The 14,070-nt window shown below is 45.4% G+C and carries 17 protein-coding genes and 1 tRNA gene; 8 read left to right on the forward strand and 10 right to left on the reverse strand.

The annotated features are described in order from the left end of the window. Window positions 1–3: 3 nt before the first annotated feature. A complete protein-coding gene (locus C2757_RS05845) occupies window positions 4–315 on the forward strand; it encodes a chaperone modulator CbpM (protein WP_215373456.1) in 312 nt (103 codons plus the stop codon). Here C2757_RS05845 and C2757_RS05850 read toward each other — a convergent pair. The 4 genes from C2757_RS05850 to C2757_RS05865 all read right to left on the reverse strand — a co-directional run bounded on the left by C2757_RS05850 (window position 312) and on the right by C2757_RS05865 (window position 6,202). Further along, window positions 312–2,228 (reverse strand): ATP-binding cassette domain-containing protein, encoded by a 1,917-nt coding sequence (locus C2757_RS05850; protein WP_215373458.1) that lies wholly within the window; start codon window positions 2,226–2,228, stop codon window positions 312–314. The genes C2757_RS05845 and C2757_RS05850 overlap by 4 nt on opposite strands. A 103-nt stretch (window positions 2,229–2,331) precedes the next feature. After that, window positions 2,332–2,973, reverse strand: a complete 642-nt coding sequence (locus C2757_RS05855; protein ID WP_215373460.1) for an OmpW family protein — start codon at window positions 2,971–2,973, stop codon at window positions 2,332–2,334. A 181-nt stretch (window positions 2,974–3,154) separates the two neighbouring features. Then, on the reverse strand, window positions 3,155–4,528 hold the full coding sequence (hemN, locus tag C2757_RS05860) for an oxygen-independent coproporphyrinogen III oxidase (protein ID WP_251366721.1): 1,374 nt from the start codon (window positions 4,526–4,528) through the stop codon (window positions 3,155–3,157). Window positions 4,529–4,588: 60 nt separating this feature from the next. Next, complete coding sequence (locus tag C2757_RS05865) at window positions 4,589–6,202, reverse strand: NAD(P)/FAD-dependent oxidoreductase (RefSeq protein ID WP_215373463.1); 1,614 nt, start codon at window positions 6,200–6,202, stop codon at window positions 4,589–4,591. A gap of 123 nt (window positions 6,203–6,325) precedes the next feature. Here C2757_RS05865 and C2757_RS05870 point away from each other — a divergent pair, with 123 nt between their 5' ends. Genes C2757_RS05870 through C2757_RS05890 form a run of 5 tightly spaced genes read left to right on the forward strand, consistent with a single transcriptional unit; the run spans window position 6,326 to window position 8,150 of the window. Continuing rightward, window positions 6,326–6,874: a YaeQ family protein gene (locus C2757_RS05870; protein WP_215373465.1), complete on the forward strand. Its 549-nt coding sequence runs from the start codon at window positions 6,326–6,328 to the stop codon at window positions 6,872–6,874. A 14-nt stretch (window positions 6,875–6,888) separates the two neighbouring features. Then, the gene (locus tag C2757_RS05875) at window positions 6,889–7,314 is read left to right on the forward strand and encodes a putative toxin-antitoxin system toxin component, PIN family (RefSeq protein WP_215373467.1); all 426 of its coding nucleotides are present in this window, start codon (window positions 6,889–6,891) and stop codon (window positions 7,312–7,314) included. Then, complete coding sequence (locus tag C2757_RS05880; RefSeq protein WP_215373468.1) at window positions 7,311–7,532, forward strand: hypothetical protein; 222 nt, start codon at window positions 7,311–7,313, stop codon at window positions 7,530–7,532. The genes C2757_RS05875 and C2757_RS05880 overlap by 4 nt, the downstream gene beginning before the upstream one ends. A gap of 14 nt (window positions 7,533–7,546) precedes the next feature. After that, the gene (locus tag C2757_RS05885; protein WP_215373470.1) at window positions 7,547–7,741 is read left to right on the forward strand and encodes a SlyX family protein; all 195 of its coding nucleotides are present in this window, start codon (window positions 7,547–7,549) and stop codon (window positions 7,739–7,741) included. Window positions 7,742–7,799: 58 nt separating this feature from the next. Next, the gene (locus tag C2757_RS05890; protein WP_215376975.1) at window positions 7,800–8,150 is read left to right on the forward strand and encodes a phage holin family protein; all 351 of its coding nucleotides are present in this window, start codon (window positions 7,800–7,802) and stop codon (window positions 8,148–8,150) included. Window positions 8,151–8,158: 8 nt separating this feature from the next. Here the strand turns inward: C2757_RS05890 and C2757_RS05895 are convergent, their stop codons facing one another. Continuing rightward, window positions 8,159–9,961 carry an AsmA family protein gene (locus C2757_RS05895; protein WP_215373472.1) on the reverse strand — a complete coding sequence of 601 codons (1,803 nt, stop codon included), beginning with the start codon at window positions 9,959–9,961 and terminating at the stop codon, window positions 8,159–8,161. A gap of 49 nt (window positions 9,962–10,010) precedes the next feature. Here C2757_RS05895 and C2757_RS05900 point away from each other — a divergent pair, with 49 nt between their 5' ends. Continuing rightward, window positions 10,011–10,355 (forward strand): zinc ribbon domain-containing protein YjdM, encoded by a 345-nt coding sequence (locus C2757_RS05900; protein ID WP_251366722.1) that lies wholly within the window; start codon window positions 10,011–10,013, stop codon window positions 10,353–10,355. Here C2757_RS05900 and C2757_RS05905 read toward each other — a convergent pair. Then, a complete protein-coding gene (locus C2757_RS05905; RefSeq protein ID WP_215373474.1) occupies window positions 10,352–10,582 on the reverse strand; it encodes a YdcH family protein in 231 nt (76 codons plus the stop codon). The two genes, C2757_RS05900 and C2757_RS05905, sit on opposite strands and share 4 nt — an antisense overlap. 215 nt (window positions 10,583–10,797) lie before the next feature. On the opposite strand from C2757_RS05905, the gene C2757_RS05910 reads away from it, so the two are divergent. Then, entirely contained in the window at window positions 10,798–11,592 is a 795-nt protein-coding gene (locus C2757_RS05910; RefSeq protein ID WP_215373476.1) for a hypothetical protein, read from the forward strand. A gap of 18 nt (window positions 11,593–11,610) precedes the next feature. On the opposite strand, the gene C2757_RS05915 is transcribed toward C2757_RS05910, so the two are convergent. The 4 genes from C2757_RS05915 to C2757_RS05930 form a co-directional block, all read right to left on the reverse strand. Continuing rightward, a complete protein-coding gene (locus C2757_RS05915; RefSeq protein ID WP_215373478.1) occupies window positions 11,611–11,874 on the reverse strand; it encodes a hypothetical protein in 264 nt (87 codons plus the stop codon). Between the two features lie 30 nt (window positions 11,875–11,904). After that, window positions 11,905–11,994: transfer RNA gene (locus tag C2757_RS05920), tRNA-Ser, on the reverse strand. 40 nt (window positions 11,995–12,034) lie between these two features. After that, complete coding sequence (gene serS, locus C2757_RS05925; protein ID WP_215373480.1) at window positions 12,035–13,345, reverse strand: serine--tRNA ligase; 1,311 nt, start codon at window positions 13,343–13,345, stop codon at window positions 12,035–12,037. Between the two features lie 40 nt (window positions 13,346–13,385). Then, window positions 13,386–14,069, reverse strand: coding sequence for an outer membrane lipoprotein carrier protein LolA (locus tag C2757_RS05930; RefSeq protein ID WP_215373482.1), 684 nt, complete (start codon window positions 14,067–14,069; stop codon window positions 13,386–13,388). Window position 14,070: the final 1 nt, after the last annotated feature.

Consider the following 14,070-nt stretch of genomic DNA (forward strand, 5'->3'; position numbering starts at 1 on the left):
GAAATGACACAGATGAATACCACCTGGATTGAAGCAAGTGTTGTTGAAAATGAAGTGCACATGAGTATCGTAGAACTCTCTCATGCCGCTCGCACCCCCCAAGAACTCATCATGTCTTGGGTTTCTGAAGGTGTTCTGAGCCCTCTTGGTTCTTCACCAGAAGACTGGCGCTTTAGTGGTGACTCTCTGAGAAGAGCCAAAACTGCGGCACACCTTACACATGATCTAGAGCTCAATGTTCCTGGTGTTGCTCTGGCGCTTGATCTCTTGGACGAAATCGCTCAACTGCGCTCTCGCTTACTGCGCGAGTCTTAAGACTCAGAGCGACTGAGTAGAAATTCCCAGCGTTGCAGATTTTTCTCTAGCGCTTCAGTAATTTCACTTAAACGGGCTTGCATACTCGCGGCTAGCTCCGGTTCGTTTTTATAAAGATCTGGGTTACTCATCGCAATACCGATATCAGCCTGCTCGGTTTCGAGTTGCTCGATCTGCAGCGGCAAAGATTCCAACTCTTGACGCTCCTTGCTATTGAGTTTTTGCACGCTAGTCTTAGCAACAGGCTTGATTTCTGCCTTCGGTTCAGACTTAGACTCGACCTTAGCCCCTGGTTTAGCAGCAGAGTTATTGGCACGAATTTTATCTGAGCGGGCTTTTTGGATCTTCCAATCCTCATAACCCCCTTCATACTCGCGCCAAAATCCATCACCCTCGTTCGCAATGATGCTGGTCACTACGTTATCCAAGAAGTAACGATCATGACTGACCAAGAAAACGGTGCCCTTATAGTCTTGGAGTAATTGCTCAAGCAAATCCAAGGTATCAATATCTAAATCATTAGTAGGCTCGTCTAGAACCAATACGTTTGCCGGTCTTGCAAACAAGCGTGCCAACAAAAGGCGATTGCGCTCGCCACCCGACAAAGTGCTCACCGGAGAATTAGTACGCCCGGGTGCGAATAAGAAATCACTTAAATAGCTCTTGACATGCTTTTTGTTACCGTTGATTTCAATCCATTCGCTACCAGGGCTAATATAGTCTTCAAGCGATGCATTGAGATCAAGACCCTCACGCATTTGATCAAAGTAAGCCACCTCAATCCGGGTGCCCATTGTTGCAGTCCCTGAGTCGGGGGCAATCGTTCCTAAAATCAATTTCAGTAAGGTTGTTTTACCAGCGCCATTTGGCCCAAGTAAGCCCACTTTATCGCCGCGTAGAATTGTTGCCGTGAAGTCTTGCACAATCGGTCTGTCATAGGACTTACTGACGTTTTGTAAATCAGCCACAATCTTGCCACTGCGATCACCCGCTGAAACTGCAAGCTTGACCTGTCCCATCGCGTCTCTGCGCTCAGCACGACTGCTTCGTAATTTTTCAAGACGGGCAATGCGCGCCACACTGCGAGTGCGGCGTGCCTCGACACCTTTACGAATCCAGACCTCTTCTTGAGCCAGCAATTTATCTGCCCTAGCATTAGCCAAAGATTCTGCATTAAGCTCTTGGTCCTTGAGCACCTCATACTGAGTGAAGTTACCTGGATAGCTTCGCAAAATACCGCGATCGAGCTCCACAATTTGAGTGCAGACATTATCCAAAAAAGCACGATCATGGGTAATCAGAATCACAGAGCCTTGATATTCCTTCAAAAGCTCTTCCAACCAAGCAATAGAATCCAGATCCAAATGGTTGGTTGGCTCATCCAGCAGTAAGACATCAGGCATTTCTACTAGAGCACGCGCCAAGGCAACTCGCTTCTTGGTTCCGCCCGATAAGGTGCTGATTTTGACGTCTGCCTCTAAATGCAACCGATCTAATGTTTCATGAACGCGTTGCTCCCAATTCCAACCACTCAAGGCCTCTAATTGCGATTGCACTTCATCGAGGCGATGGTGAGAGGCATCATCCCAATCACCTACGCTAAGCGCCTCATATTCTTCACGTAGGGCTTTAGCTTGAGCAACCCCTTTAGAAACAGCATCAAAGACTGTTTCTTCTGCCTCGAAAATAGGTTCTTGCGGAACATAAGCTATACGTAGACCTTGCTGGTACTGCAGAAGTCCGTCATCCATCTTCTCGATCCCGGCCAGAATCTTCAACAAAGAGGATTTGCCTGTGCCATTACGGCCAATTAAGCCGACACGCTCACCAGATTCGAGAGAAAAAGCAGTGTTTGCGAGGAGGTCTACGTGGCCGAAAGCCAGTTTTGCATCAGTGAGTACGATTAAAGCCATGGCGACATTATCGCCACTTCTCAAAAAGAAGATGGATTTTGACGAAGTCTAAAAAAAATAGGGCCCCTGAAGGGCCCTACTCCAAGTGCTAAGAACTGAATTCTTAGAACTTATAGGTCACACCAACTGCAGGCATCCAAGGGTTCAGAGTTAATTTGCCTGTTCCCAAAGTAGGAGCAGCACTATTTGCATTAGTCACAGTAGACATAGTTGCATATTTCAAGTCAACGTTTAAGCCCCAGTTTCTATCAAACATGTAGTCGGCACCAACCTGACCAACTGCGCCAAAGCTGGTATTTGAAACTGTTAGCCCATTACCCAGTTGTGGGAAATTGGATCGATTGCCGAAAATTGTGTAGTTCACACCGGCACCAACATAAGGCTTAAGAGCGCCCAATTCTGTGAAATGGTACTGAAGCAATAAAGACGGTGGCAACGCAGTAATTGATCCTGTTGTTCCAGGAACCGCATTAGAAACAATATTCACCTTTTGTGGGTAGGTAAGCACCAACTCTGCAGCGATATTTTTAGTAAAAAAGTAGCTCACATCAAACTCAGGCAGCCATTGGTTCTGCGCTTTTATATCGTAGGTTGAGGCATTGCCAGACTGGCCATTTTGCCAAATTGCGGAAACAGCACGCACGCGAACCATCCATGGATTTTCTTCAGCAGATTGTGCTTGTGAAGCCATTGGAGCTAAAGATGCTACGGTAGCCATTGCTACTACTAGTGATTTAAGACGCATGATGATCCCTCTTTCTGTTTTCAATTTCGATGAAACCATTTTCGAATTGACGCTATGAGGGCTATTTGATGTAAATCAAATGCAATGAGTCTCTGAGTTTTTTATTGGCTTAAAAGCAACGCTGTTTTAAGTTTCTTTTGATCCAGATCAAATAGGTACGGATTTACCCTGATGCGCTCGTTTAAAGAACCTTAGAGTAACTACCTTTTGCCTGAGATTCTCTAAGGTGGCGATCAAACGTCATGGCTACTCGTCTAGCCAAGAGCCTGCCTTTGATGGGAACCTGCATATCTTGTCCGTGCCATTCGAGTAAGCCAGCATCCTCTAGACCTTTGAGTTCCTCTAATTCTGTTTTGAAGTAATCAGAAAAATCAATATGGTGGGTCTGAGCAAATACTTGGGTGTTCAACCTAAATTGGCACATCAACTCACCGATTAATTCACGGCGTAATAAATCATCTGCATCTAAGCGCATTCCCCTAAGCATTGGCAAATGGCTGCGATCTAAAGAGTCGTAATACTCATCTAATGTGCGTACGTTTTGTGAGTAACAGTCATCTACCTTACCAATAGAAGAAATTCCAAAGGCTAGAAGATCACACTCTGCTTGGGTTGAGTAGCCTTGAAAGTTTCGATGCAACTTTCCCTTTTTTTGTGCAATCGCTAATTCATCATCAGGCTTAGCAAAGTGATCCATACCAATAAATACATAACCCGCCTCAACCAAGCGCGCAATTGTATTGGAAAGAATGTTTAACTTATCCGCTGCAAGAGGCAGATCAGATTCAGCAATACGGCGTTGTGGCTTAAAGATATGTGGCAAATGGGCATAGTTATAAACTGATAGCCGGTCTGGATTCATTTTCAAAACCGCATCGACTGTTTCTTTAAAGGTTTCTGGAGTTTGCTTAGGCAAGCCATAGATTAAATCCACGCTTCTAGACTTAAATCCATATTTTCTAGACCAGTCCATGACAGCTTGTGTCTCTTCGATCGTTTGCACCCGATGCACGGCCTCTTGTACCGCGAGATTAAAGTCCTGAACACCAAGGCTAATTCGGTTAAAGCCTAACTCTGCTAGCAGAGCAATATCGCTTTCTGTCACCCTTCTGGGGTCGATTTCGATTGAGTATTCACCACCAGGCAATAATTCAAAATACTCACGGGTGTGATGCATCAACTCAATCATCTCTTCATGGGATAGAAAGGTGGGAGTACCACCACCCCAGTGCAACTGAGTAATCGGAATCTTCTTCTGCGCACCCATGGCATTGCATACCATCGCCATTTCTTTGGCGAGGTACTTAATATATTTAGCGCTACGGCCATGATCTTTAGTGATGATCTTGTTACATCCGCAGTAATAGCAAATATTGGGGCAAAACGGCAAATGAAAATATAGTGACAAAGGTTCATTCATGGTTGCAACCCGCTGCAAGGCACCCAAATAATCCGCTTCCGAAAAATCTTGATGAAAACGGTCGGCACTCGGATAAGAGGTGTAGCGCGGCCCATTGATATCAAACTTTTGCAGCAGCTCTGGATGAAAAAGCACTTCTCTCTCTTCAGAGGGGCATAAGTTTGTTACTGGGTTCATAAATAATCGAAGGGCTGTCTACTTTGATAAGTAATCTAGTGCTAGTGCTTCTGCTACTTTAATCCCATCCACCCCAGCAGACAAGATTCCACCTGCGTACCCTGCCCCCTCGCCTGCGGGATACAGTCCTCTGATATTCAAACTTTGAAAATCAGTGCCGCGCGTAATGCGCAAAGGAGAAGAGGTTCTGGTCTCTACACCCGTTAAGACAGCATCCTTCATTGAAAAGCCTTTAATTTGCTTTTCAAATGCCGGAAGCGCTTCACGAATTGCCTCAATAGCATAGTCAGGCAAACTCAAGGCTAAGTCTGTTAGGCGCACACCGGGCTTGTAAGAAGGCAAGACACTACCAAACTCCGTTGAGGGCTTACCCTCTAGAAAATCTCCAACCAACTGCCCTGGGGCTTCATAGGTTCCGCCGCCAAGTTCAAAGGCTTTAGATTCGATTGCACGCTGAAACGCGATGCCTGCAAGTGGGCCGCCTGGATAATCATCAGGTGTAATACCCACCACAATTCCGGCATTGGCATTTCGTTCATTGCGAGAATATTGACTCATCCCATTGGTCACGACGCGATTAGGCTCTGAAGTTGCTGCCACCACTGTGCCACCGGGGCACATACAAAAACTGTAGACTGAGCGGCCGTTCTTAGCATGGTGAACCAATTTGTAATCTGCGGCACCAATTAATTCATTTCCAGCATGTGGGCCTAAGCGTGCCCTATCAATCAGCGATTGCGGATGCTCAATACGGAAACCTACTGAAAATGGTTTGGCTTCCATATAAACACCGGCATCATGCAAGGCCTGAAAAGTATCACGTGCACTGTGGCCCAGCGCAAGCAATACGTGGCTAGCAGGTAGATCGTCATGTCCTTCAATTTTGACACCCGCAATGTGTCCATTTTCAATATCAAAGCCAATCACTTTTTGTGAGAAGCGAATCTCACCACCAAGATCAATGATCTCTTGGCGCATTTTCTCAACCACACCCACCAAACGGAAGGTACCTATATGGGGTTTAGCAACATACAGAATTTCTGAGGGCGCTCCTGCCTTCACAAATTCCTGAATGACTTTGCGGCCGTAAAACTTGGGGTCTTTAATTTGACTGTAAAGCTTGCCATCTGAAAAGGTGCCCGCCCCACCCTCACCAAATTGCACATTGGATTCTGGATTGAGTACATTTTTGCGCCACAGACCCCAAGTGTCTTGAGTGCGCTCTCTTACCTTTTTGCCGCGCTCTAAAACAATGGGTTTGAAACCCATTTGCGCTAACAGAAGTGCAGCAAATATGCCGCAAGGGCCAAAGCCAATGACAACCGGTCGCAATGATTTACCGCTGGCAATAGACTCTGGAGCCTTAGCCTTAAAGTGATAACTCGTATCTGGTGATGGCCTTACATGAATATCTCCATCAAACTTTTTCAGGATGGCTTCTTCGTTTTTTACCGAGAGGTCTACCGTATAAATAAAAGATAGGGCTACATTTTTACGAGCGTCGTAACTGCGCTTAAATATATCGAACCGAATCAAATCTTGCGGAGACACATTGAGACGCTTCAGGATCGCTGCTTCCACAGCTTCTGGCGCATGGTCAATGGGTAGACGGAGTTCAGTAATACGAATCATGGGTTTTTACAATACTCGGTAATGAGGTGCTCTTAGCTCGCTATATTCAGTCTCTAGAAGTAAATAATACTGGTTAAATCCTCACTTCTAAGAGATGGTAGCCGGCACAGGCGATAATGCCTCATGGCTCTACGCGCAACTATCCACAAAGCCGACCTTCACGTCGCAGACTCAGACCGTCACTATTACGGCAGTCACTCCCTCACTATTGCTAAGCATCCATCCGAAACAGATGAGCGGATGATGGTCAGGATCATTGCTTTTGCACTGCAAGCCAATGAGGATTTGGTCTTTACAAAGGGTCTAAGCGATACCGATGAACCCGATCTTTGGATCAAAGACCTCACTGATGCCATCAAACTTTGGATAGAAATTGGGCAGCCTGACGAACGGCGTATTTTGAAGGCCTGCGGTAGATCTGATCAAGTCATTGTGTATTGCTATGGTGGACAAACTAGCAAGATTTGGTGGGATGGCATTGCTAATAAATTGACTCGCGCCCGCAATCTGCAAATTATCTCGATTCCTGCGACACAGGCAAATGATCTCAATAAGCTCGTTGAACGTAGTATGGTGATCCATGTCAATGTGCAAGATGGTGAAGCCTATGTCTCTTCCGACCAAGGTCAAGTGACCATTACACCCGAAGTGTGGCGTAGTAATCAAGAGTAAGTCATTCTATTTCGATGAAAGCGATTGTCTTTGATACCAATGTCTTGCTAGATATTTTTGTCTTTAATGACTTTCGAGCGATTCATCTGAAGCAAGCCCTACTCGATGGAGTACTGGATGCGCTTGCAACCCCCAAAACCTTAGAGGAATTTGCAGATGTGATCGCAAGACCCCTATTTGCCCTGGGACAAACAGATCAAGAGCAGCTTTTACTGCAATGGCAGTCATTAGCTCGCGTAATAGATGATGAAACTCTGATGCCCTCCCCGTGGCGCTGCCAAGACCCAGATGATCAAATCTTTCTGGATTTGGCTTATACAGCCAAGCCGTGTACTCTCTTCAGTAAAGACAATGAGGTCCTCAAGTTTGCGGCGAGCGCGGCAAAAGAGTCTGTCATGATTAGTGCTGATTACGGTGCAATGAGTAAGGAAAACGGATGACTAAACCAAAAATGGCTGATCCTGATGATGGCTTATTTAAACCTGGTAGTAAGCTTAAGCATATTAAGAGCGGTGGGTTTTATAAAGTTCTCCTGCTAGCGAATGTCGAAGCCTCACTAGAGCCAGCCTATGTTTATGAATCGCTGCAGTCTCATGATTTTTGGATTCGCCCAAAAGCAGAGATGGAAGATGGGCGATTCGAACTAATCTCCGAATAAAAGGAAGCCATCACATGACAGATGACCGCATTACCAATCTAGAAATTAAACTCAGTTTTACCGAGGACTTAATCGAAAAGTTGAACGAGACGATTTATAAGCAACAACAGCAAATCGAATTTTTATATCGCGAGCTTAAAGCCATTAAGGAGCAGGCCAGCAGTACTGGTGGCGGAAGCCTCAAAGACGATATTCCGCCCCATTATTGAGTGGCTGATAAGATAGCTTTAGTATTATTTTTATAACATTCTTCAAAAAAGGACGTTCATCATGGGTAACATCACGCTATTTCTAGTTCAGTGGGGATTAACCTCTTTATCTCTTTGGGTAGCCAGCTATATTTTCAGCGGTCTACGCTTTGCCGATGGTGGCTCGCTCTTGATTGCTGCCCTGGTCCTGGGATTTGCTAATGCCGTGGTAAAGCCATTGCTTATTCTCTTTACCTTGCCCCTAACGGTGCTCACGATGGGTCTGTTTTTGCTGGTGGTGAATGCCTTGGTGCTGATGCTGGTCTCTACTTTAGTGAGCGGCTTTACGATCTCTAGCTTCTGGACCGCACTGTTTGCCAGCATCTTTATTTCTTTATTCAGCCTCTTTGTTAGTGGGCTGGTGTTCTAAGAAATCTCTCAATTCGATCCTGGATAGATACTCGCCCAAGGGTGCATTGCCGTTTTACACGGCTGCCTCTTGGTTGTGAGTGATCGGGCATTCTCGGCGGCAATACTGATGCCGCCAGTCAAGATTCCCAGTCCGATTGCGACGGCACTATTTACAACGCCTGCTTTATTCACTCCAGCTCTCGGATTTTCTAAGCTACCCTCGATCTGTACCAGTCCACCCAAGTCGACACCGGTAGTAAGCCCTGTTTTATCTTGAGGGTGAATCTTGAGGTTAATTGCTTCACTTTGCAAATTGACGGTTCCCGATAAAACAATATCTAGCCTATCCGTTTCAACCCCAACGGAATCTTGAATATTGATGAAACCATTGCTGATCGGCAAATAGACCACAGCACACTCCAAAATCGCCTGCTTATTATTTTTGCGCATCGGGTTCACAGCATTCATGACTGTTACCGCAAAGTCGCCAGCGGTATTTAAGAGCTTCGAGTCCAGGCGGGCTTGTCCAACCGTCAGCTGAACAGCGCCATTGGCAGTGCTTGCCATTTGATGCAAGCTATTTCCTCTGCCTGATAGATTCAGGGCAACCTGAGCTTCCCCACCTGTCATCTTTGCACTGGGGTCTCTGCTCACAACAATCTGCTCCAGCGTGAAATTGTTGGCCATGCCCTTTAAGGTGAAATGAGGGCTAGCACTATGAAACTGCGAGAGAGAAATTTGAGCTTGGGCCTGCCCTCTGCCAAGTTCAAATTTCAAATCCTGAATATCAAGCCTCTCACCTTTAAAGGCGACGGTACCCGAGACATTCTTGAAAGGGGCTTGGTCGGGAACACCCAGCTCTGCAATGTTGATCTGAACCTTACCATCAGCGCTCGGTATTGCATCCAATGGCAATATTGCATCACTAAAGAAATATCGACTTTGGGTTGATGGCGATCTCAAAACTCGGGCAGATTTTTGACCAGAGGCAGCAGCCCCTGCAGCTAGTGGGACCAAATCAAATGATTTCGATGTCAACTGAATATCAAACTGAGGCAATCCTTTTGTAGGCTTATCAATTTTTCCGCCAATATCTAAAGATTTTCCATTGAGGGAAAGCGTTAAGTCTAGGTTCATGTGAACAGGACTTTGGCCCCAGTCAATAATGGCCTGACGCAGAGAGCTCATCTTGCCCTTTAAGCCCAGTTGGTAATCAGCGTATTGCGCATCGAGTAAGACCGCAGTCTTTCCACCCTCACCGATTAATGAGAGTTTGGGAATATTGATGACTTTTGGAGGACTGCTACCATTTTGATAACTAATCCTGGCATCAGTTATCTCAACTGTCTCAATAGCGACTAAATTACTCTGGTCAGAGGCGTTATTTGCTGAGTTACTTGCTGTGGGGCTACTGATTGGAGCGCTGCTTGATGAGCTCAAATCCCAATTATCTTGCCCTGCCTTATTGGTTTGCAAATGAGCATCTACGCCCACCAAAGTAATCTTGCTCACTTCAACTCGTTTTGAAAACAAGGGAAACAATTTCACATCGAGCTCGAGATGCTTTACGGATAGCATTTGATCGTCAGATGCCCAACTAGCATTGCTCAATGTCACTTGCTCTGCTTTAACGCCGATTGACGGAAAAATACTCAGGCTAACTGGTCCCGAGATTATTAAATCACGTCCAGTCTCCTCTTTAATCGTTGTGCTCAATAGTTTGGTTAACTTTGCAGGATCAATTGCCGAGGCCGCATACCAAGCTCCTAAGCCGCCCAAGACTAGAGCGGCGACAAAGATGATGAGGCAAAGTTTCAGGGTTTTATTCATGGCTTATTCATTCTATAGGCTTGCTGGGCTGTAGTCTAAAATGTTGCTGATGAATCCAGATCAAATGCCCAAATGCCCTGCCTGCCAGGAAGATATGACTTACCCAGATGGAGTCAATTTTGTTTGTGCGCAATGCGGTCATGAGTGGCCCATGGCAGCAGTAGTAGAAGAGGCCGAAGTAGGTCTCATTGTCAAAGATGCCAACGGCAATCTTTTGGCTGACGGTGACACTGTCACGCTCATTAAGGATCTCAAAGTAAAAGGTTCTTCTACTACCTTAAAAGTGGGTACCAAGATTAAGGGAATTCGCCTGGTCTCGGGAGATCATGAGGTAGATTGCAAAACAGAAGCAGGCAATATGCTACTAAAAGCCTGCTTCCTTAAAAAGGCTTAGCTACCTACCTTTTCCTGACTTGCCTTTTTCAATACCGTATAAATCTGGTCTTTTAAGAGCAATTTTTCTTTCTTCAAGGTTTCAATCTCTTCGTGAGTGCTTGCCTCAATGTGCGCTTCCATGCGTTGAATCTTCTGATCTAGATTGTTGTGCTTATCAAATAAATGAGAAAAGTGACGATCTGTAGTTTTTAACTTGGTAATCAATTCACGGAATTCTGGGAACATAGATCTTCTTTCAGTTAAATATGTGGAAAGGTAAAACTAGCATCTTCAGTTTATCCCTGCTCCACGAGGAGAACAATAGCTCTACCGATATTTAAAAATATCCCCTTGTAATAAGGGGGATAAACCCCATATAGCATGTAGTAATTCTGCAAAGAACTTGCAGTAATATCAGTAAGCAATTAAGCACAATGAAACCAAAAGAAGGGTAATAAACCATGGCTACAAAGAAAGTTCCAGCAAAAAAGAAAGTAGCTACTAAGGTGGTAAAAAAAGCCCCTGCAAAAAAAGTTGCTGCTAAGAAAGTAGTAAAAAAGGTAGTTGCTAAAAAAGCGCCTGCAAAAAAGCCGGTAGCTAAAAAGGCAGTTGCAAAGAAAGTGGCTAAAAAAGCTGTTAAGAAGACTTCTGTCAAATCTCCTAAAGTAGATCAATACGGTCTAGAGCAAGACGATGAGTTCTACGGTTTGTACTTTGCTAAGTCCACTAACAAGGGTTTGGTTGAAGTCAAGCCATGCACTTTCTCGCTGATGTACTGGTGGAAAGGTTTGCTTGGCTACCCTGACATGATTGAAATCTCTAAAGGTAGCAATACTGCGATGCTGCAGTTTGAATCTACATTTGGTGGTGGCGATTCTGGCGAAACCGAATTAACCGAACAAGATGTTCTCGATATTGATCACATCATTGAAGTAGATGAACAAGAGATGCTCATCTCACTCTACTCCTATGTGCCGATCCCTGTTCCTGAGAAATTGATTGGCGCATTAGGTTTAGCGATTCTCAATATCAACCCAGAAACCCGCTACGGTAGCCTTGAGCTCTGCTCTACTGAAAATGAAGAAGGTGAAACAGAGCACTTCTTACGCTATCGCGCAGCAACCTACTTGCGTGGTATTAAGTCTGGGAAAGTAGAAGCGATCGAAAGCATGGTCACCAATGGTTCTGAGTTCTTTGGTCTTGCTTTAGATGCAATGTGTGTCAATAAGTCTATTAAGAAGTGGTTGCTGAGCTAATCAATCAGCTGATTCAACTTATCTACACAAGTAGATATACGTCATAGGAAAGCGGTCATTGACCGTTTTCCTATTTTCCGCAATCACTGCGGTGCGCTTGCCTAGCTTTTGACATTCTGCGATCGCCACATCTTGAGCCTCGTCCTGTTTAGCCCCCTTGGGTGCATGCACACCAATCGCGCCATCGGATTGCTTGTATACCCCGAATTCACTTTCAGGGGTTGAGCAAGCCATCGTGACTACTGCAACACCAGCAATACTCAATACACGGAGTAAGTTCATCAAGAATGCCTTAAAAAAAGAAATTGACTTTGGCGGAGAGGGAGGGATTCGAACCCTCGGTACCTTTGACAGTACGCCTGATTTCGAGTCAGGTACATTCGACCACTCTGCCACCTCTCCGAACTGAAGGGCAATTATAGCTTTGGGGTCGCTTGAAAGCTTAGAGGGACTTTAATACTTCTAGGCCGCCTAGATAGGGTTGCAATGCTTTCGGAATGGCAATGCTGCCATCCACTTGTTGCTTGTTCTCAATTAAGGCTACTAGTGCTCTACCTACCGCTAGACCAGATCCATTTAGGGTGTGAACTAACTCTGGCTTGCCTTGGCCTGCTTTAAATCTGGCTTGCATCCGTCTTGCTTGAAAGTCACCCATGCTTGAGCAAGAGCTAATTTCCCGATAAGCATTTTGAGATGGCACCCATACTTCTAAGTCATAAGTCTTGGTGCTACCAAAGCCCATATCGCCCGTGCAGAGCAATACTTTTCTGTATGGCAGCTCGAGTAACTCTAAGATTCTTTCTGCATGACCTGTTAACTCTTCCAAAGCTTGCATGGAGTCTTCTGGTTTGGCGATTTGCACCAACTCTACTTTGTCAAACTGGTGCTGACGAATCATCCCGCGCACATCACGTCCATAGCTACCTGCTTCAGAGCGGAAGCATGGAGTATGAGCGACAAATTTCAATGGCAGATCATCTGCATTGACGATTTCATCACGAACTAAATTGGTTACTGGAACTTCTGCTGTTGGAATGAGATAGAAATTTTCAGTTCTGGCTTCGCCGCCCTCGCCTTCCCCGCCCATCTGACGGGGGACTTTGAAAAGATCTTCTTCAAACTTGGGCAACTGACCGGTACCACGCATCGATGCAGCATTGACCATATAAGGGGCATAAACCTCTTGATAGCCATGGTGCGTTGCATGTGTATCAATCATGAATTGCGCTAAAGCACGATGCAATCTCGCAATGGGTCCTTTCAGAACCACAAAGCGGGAACCGCTAATCTTAGCGGCTACTTCAAAATCCAAACCTAATGGACCTCCAAGGTCCACGTGATCTTTAATTTCAAAATCAAACATAGGTTTTTCGCCCCAACGCTTGATCTCTTGATTTTCTGTTTCATCTTTACCGGTGGGTACAGACTCATCTGGCAAGTTTGGGATACCCATCAAGAAATCAGATATCTCGGCTTGCAAAATGGCGAGTCTCGCTGCGCCAGATTCCATATCAAGGTTGATCTGACTGGCTTCCGCCATTTCCGCTGAGGCATCGTCGCCCTTGCCTTTTTTCATACCAATCGCTTTCGACAATTGATTGCGTTTAGCTTGCAATTCCTCGGTACGAGTCTGTAAAGATTTGCGCTCGGACTCTAGGGTATTGAACTTCTCGACATCGAGTTGAAATTTGCGAGTTGCTAAGCGCGCCGCGACTGCAGCGATATCTTTACGGAGTAATTGCGGATCAATCATTTAATGCTCTATAGATGAGGAGTACTTTGTTATTGAGGCTCTAGTTTAAGCGTAAGACTTCGGCACCCGCTGGTGGCGTGAAAGTAAAGCGATTTGTAGGCAAAGCCACATTTAATTGGATTTTATCTAGGGTAACTAAGACCACGCTCCCTAGCCCATCCATTAACTCCAGGGCTCTTGGTAAGCCATTGGTCATACCGATCGAGATCTTGGTGTAGGGCAAGTCATTGCCACCTTTTGCATTTGTATCTTTTTTCGGCACCAAGCTAACCCACTTCATGCCTAAGCGCTCTTCACCTTCAATCAAATCAAAATGTTGATCTAAGGAAGTTTCACCAAATAAGATGGCTGCAGGGGTTGAAGCTAGCGCTTGGCCTGCTGGACGAAAGGTCGCTTGATTTAAATCCTTGTCCCACAAAATGAGTTGATTGCCATTAGCAATCAGCTTTTGCTCATAGGGCTTTTGGGTGTCCCATACAAAACGGCCTGGACGCTGAAATACAAAATGGCCCTGAGTCTGGCGAATCACTTTCAAACCCTTATCTTGGGGCTCATTTGCTTTGGGTGCGCGTAACTGCTGCTGCACAAAGTCACCCTCTGCAGTTTTAGAGTTACGTACAAATTGGCGCAATTGATCAGCAGCACTTTCGCTTTGAGCAAGCGCTGTACCCGAAAAAAAGATACTTGCAATTGTCAGAATTGCTGCAATGAGAAATCTAGACATG

Origin of the sequence: Polynucleobacter sp. MWH-Svant-W18 (assembly GCF_018687495.1) — a bacterium.
Taxonomy (GTDB): domain Bacteria; phylum Pseudomonadota; class Gammaproteobacteria; order Burkholderiales; family Burkholderiaceae; genus Polynucleobacter.

Bases quoted from the DNA above. Each gene is read 5' to 3' on its own strand.
- C2757_RS05845 (WP_215373456.1), top strand. From the start codon at position 4: ATGACACAGATGAATACCACCTGGATTGAAGCAAGTGTTGTTGAAAAT.
- C2757_RS05900 (WP_251366722.1), top strand. From the start codon at position 10,011: ATGAATCCAGATCAAATGCCCAAATGCCCTGCCTGCCAGGAAGATATG.
- C2757_RS05930 (WP_215373482.1), bottom strand. From the start codon at position 14,069: ATGTCTAGATTTCTCATTGCAGCAATTCTGACAATTGCAAGTATCTTT.
- C2757_RS05865 (WP_215373463.1), bottom strand. From the start codon at position 6,202: ATGATTCGTATTACTGAACTCCGTCTACCCATTGACCATGCGCCAGAA.
- C2757_RS05850 (WP_215373458.1), bottom strand. From the start codon at position 2,228: ATGGCTTTAATCGTACTCACTGATGCAAAACTGGCTTTCGGCCACGTA.
- C2757_RS05880 (WP_215373468.1), top strand. From the start codon at position 7,311: ATGACTAAACCAAAAATGGCTGATCCTGATGATGGCTTATTTAAACCT.
- C2757_RS05855 (WP_215373460.1), bottom strand. From the start codon at position 2,973: ATGCGTCTTAAATCACTAGTAGTAGCAATGGCTACCGTAGCATCTTTA.
- C2757_RS05870 (WP_215373465.1), top strand. From the start codon at position 6,326: ATGGCTCTACGCGCAACTATCCACAAAGCCGACCTTCACGTCGCAGAC.
- C2757_RS05905 (WP_215373474.1), bottom strand. From the start codon at position 10,582: ATGTTCCCAGAATTCCGTGAATTGATTACCAAGTTAAAAACTACAGAT.
- C2757_RS05885 (WP_215373470.1), top strand. From the start codon at position 7,547: ATGACAGATGACCGCATTACCAATCTAGAAATTAAACTCAGTTTTACC.
- C2757_RS05895 (WP_215373472.1), bottom strand. From the start codon at position 9,961: ATGAATAAAACCCTGAAACTTTGCCTCATCATCTTTGTCGCCGCTCTA.
- C2757_RS05910 (WP_215373476.1), top strand. From the start codon at position 10,798: ATGGCTACAAAGAAAGTTCCAGCAAAAAAGAAAGTAGCTACTAAGGTG.
- C2757_RS05915 (WP_215373478.1), bottom strand. From the start codon at position 11,874: ATGAACTTACTCCGTGTATTGAGTATTGCTGGTGTTGCAGTAGTCACG.
- C2757_RS05875 (WP_215373467.1), top strand. From the start codon at position 6,889: ATGAAAGCGATTGTCTTTGATACCAATGTCTTGCTAGATATTTTTGTC.
- serS (WP_215373480.1), bottom strand. From the start codon at position 13,345: ATGATTGATCCGCAATTACTCCGTAAAGATATCGCTGCAGTCGCGGCG.